The organism is Croceivirga sp. JEA036, assembly GCF_011882165.1.
Classification (GTDB): domain Bacteria; phylum Bacteroidota; class Bacteroidia; order Flavobacteriales; family Flavobacteriaceae; genus Croceivirga.
This window is the reverse complement of record NZ_JAATON010000016.1, coordinates 1-3,583: the sequence shown is the minus strand read 5'-3', so window position 1 is coordinate 3,583 and position 3,583 is coordinate 1. Positions and strand designations below refer to the sequence as shown.

Genomic DNA, 3,583 nt, shown 5'->3' with positions numbered 1-3,583 from the left:
CGTAACGGCGGATGTTAGTGATGTAGCGGGTAACCCAGCTACTGATAACGCCCCCATTACACTAGATAATACTTTCCCTACTCCTGTTTTAGTTATTAATGATGTTACTGCAGATAACTTATTGAGTTCTGCAGAAGCAACAACCACCATTCCTATTACGGGTACCGTAAGTGGTGAATTCAATACTGGTGATACGGTAACCTTATCTATCAACGGTACAGATTATACCGGTACCGTAAATGCTAGTGGTGCCTTTACTATTAATGTTCCTGGCAGCCAATTAGCCGCTGACCCAGATTTAACTATTGATGGTAGCGTAACCACTACTGATGCTAATAACAATACCAATACCGTAACTGCTACCAAAGTTTACCAATTGGATAATGATGGGGATGGTATTCCTGATGATACGGATACGGATGATGATAATGATGGGGTGCCAGATACCTCTGATAACGCTCCTTTTGACCCGTCTAGCTGTCAAGACTTAGATGGTGATGGTTGTGACGATTGTTCCGCTACTGCAAATAACGACTTTACTCCGGGCTCTAACTTTGATACCGCTAATGACGGGCCAGATACCGACGGTGATGGTATTTGTAATACCTCTGATGAGGATGATGACAATGATGGTATCCCTGATGTGGTAGAAGGTAATGCTGATTTTGATAACGATGGTATCCCTAACAGTCTTGATTTAGATAGTGATAATGATGGTATTCCAGACGTGGTAGAAACAGGCAATGGTGCTTTAGATACCGATGGTAATGGTAGTATTGATGCTGCGGAAAGTCCTGCTGGTACTAATGGTATTCCTAATGCTGCTGAGGACGGTGGTGTAGATGGTAACGGCGTTTCTACCCCTCCTGTAAACAGCGATGGTACTGGGGGTGCAGATTATCTAGATATTGATGCTGATAACGATGGTATTTTAGATACCATAGAAGCGCAACCAGATGCCACCCTTGTACAACCTACTGGTAATGACAGCGATAACGATGGTATTGATGATGCTTTTGATGCAGACAACGGAGGGGCTTTTATCAATACTCCAGAAAATACGGATGGAGACACACAACCAGATTATTTGGATTTAGATGCTGATGATGATGGTATTGTAGATAATATAGAATGGCAGTCTACTGCAGGGTACATTCAGCCTTTTGCCGACTCTGATGGCAACGGTTTGGCAGATATTTATGAAACCGCTCCTGGTTCTGGAGTTTCTGTAAACGAACCTGTGAATACCGACGGACAAGGGGCTCCTGACTTTAGAGATACCGATTCTGATAACGACGGGCTTAGTGATTACATTGAAGCCTATGACACCAATGGAGACAATACACCTGATACCGCACCTGCTAATACAGATGCAGATAATGACGGCTTAGACGATGCTTTTGATAACAGCATCAGTGCTCCTAATGGTATTGCAGACCCTTTCGGGGCTTTCAATGCAGGACAAAAACCAACCGATTTCCCTAACGATCAAGACCCTGCTACTGCTCAGGTTGACTTTAGAGATGATAGTGTGCCCTTAGTTCCTGTAGATACCGATGGTGATGGTATTAATGATGATGTAGATATTGATGATGATAATGATGGTATTTTAGATTATGTAGAATCCCTTGGCTTTGAACCTACGGATACCCAAGGAGATGCCTGTGGTATCCCTTCTGGTAGCTTTACCGGGGGCACTTACATCGGTGGAGGCTCCGGGCCTGGTACCGTTAATGCGCAATACCGTTTCTCTAATGTGGTGAGTACCTCTTTGGGGATACTAGATGCCATTGTAACCATTACAGAAAAAGATGCTAACGTTATCTTTAATGATATTGACTTAGGGGGCGTTGGTAGCAATGATGCTTGGCAACCTAGTTTTGATATCACTGGCGTTGCTGGTGACTCAGGTAGCATGTCTTTCCAAATAACCCTTGTCGCTGCTGGCACTAATTTCCAAGTAACCGTAGAACGCTTCGGTGGGGTTATCTATGATATTGATGGCGCTAATGCTAGAGAAAGCGTAACCCTAGCTAGACCCGGACTATATGCTGTAGATGCGAATAGCCTTATTTCCGTGACAGAAAATAACGCTACAGGTACTACCACATTCCAAGGACCGGGGCAAACTTGGAACGGTATCGACTTTGGTCCGCGTTTGGCTATGTATTTTAATTATTATGATACTTCGGCCTTTACCGTAACCTTTGACCTAGAACTACAACCTGGATTTACCTCTACCAATTACCTTGGTTCGGTACTATTCCAAACCTGTGATATTAATGGGTTATTTCACCCTAACAATACTACCGGTACTACAAATACTCAAGGAACTCCTACCGGTATTTCTTCTGGTCCAGGTACCGCTGCTGTGTTTACTGTTAATGATGGTATTGATTCTGATAACGATGGTATTTCTGATGATTTAGATATTGATGCGGATAATGATGGTATTCCTGATAACGTAGAGGCACAATTGACCGCTTCTTATGTAGCTGGTGGCGTTGCTGATACGGATAATGATGGGTTATTAGATGTCTACGAAGGTACTGGGGACCAAGGACTATCTCCTATAGATACTGATGCAGATGGCATTAAAGATTATTTGGATTTGGATTCTGATGAAGACGGATTAATTGATAGACAGGAAGCTGGCTTCGCTGCGGCTACCAATAACCTAGATGCGGATGGCGATGGATTACTAAATGCTTATGACGATGTTGATACTACTGGGGGGCCTTTCGATGCTAATGACGACCAAAACAATGGGGCTGCTGACCTACCTAACAACGCTATTATTGCTACTCCTGAAGTAGATTATAGAGAGGTAGGCGCTGATGATAATGATAATGATGGTATCCCTGATACTGTTGATTTAGACGATGATAACGATGGTATCTTAGATACTAATGAAAGTACTACGGGCATTGACCCTAGTGCCGATGCTGATAACGATGGTATTCCCAACTACAGAGACCTTGACCTTGGAGCTGATGCTAATGGTGATGGTATTGTGGATAGCTTTGATACCGATAACGATGGGGTGCCAAATCACTTTGATTTAGATGCGGATAACGATGGTATTTATGATGCCATAGAGGCTGGTCACCAGCAAGTACATACCAATGGCATAGTCAATGGTGCGGTAGGTACCGATGGTATTCCTAATATCGTACAAGCTAGTGGACAACAAAATGCGGGTACTATCAATTATACCTTAGCAGATTCAGAGAACACGCCTGACGGAAATCCTGACTATTTAGAATTAGATGCAGATGGGGATGGCTGTAACGATGTTACTGAAGCTGGGTTCTCTGACCCTAACGCAGATGGTATTCTTGGTGAACTACCTCTTGTGGTAGATGCCAATGGCTTGGTAACTGGTACCACAGTAACTGATGGCTATACCACTCCTGCTAATGTAGATGGCCCTGCCAATACACAATACGATTTTCAACAACCTGGCTCCTCGCCTACTATTGCTGGTGCTGCAGAGCAGCCCCAAGATGTGCTAACCAATGGTAGTAACCCAGAAACCTTTACCGTAACGGCTACAGGGAATAACCTTACCTACCAATGGCAG

The 3,583-nt window shown here is 43.7% G+C and carries 1 protein-coding gene; it reads left to right on the top strand.

What is annotated here, in order from left to right; translation table 11 throughout:
* Positions 1-3,583: Ig-like domain-containing protein (locus tag HCO57_RS16525; RefSeq protein ID WP_167989943.1), on the top strand; the 3,583-nt coding region annotated here is incomplete at both ends.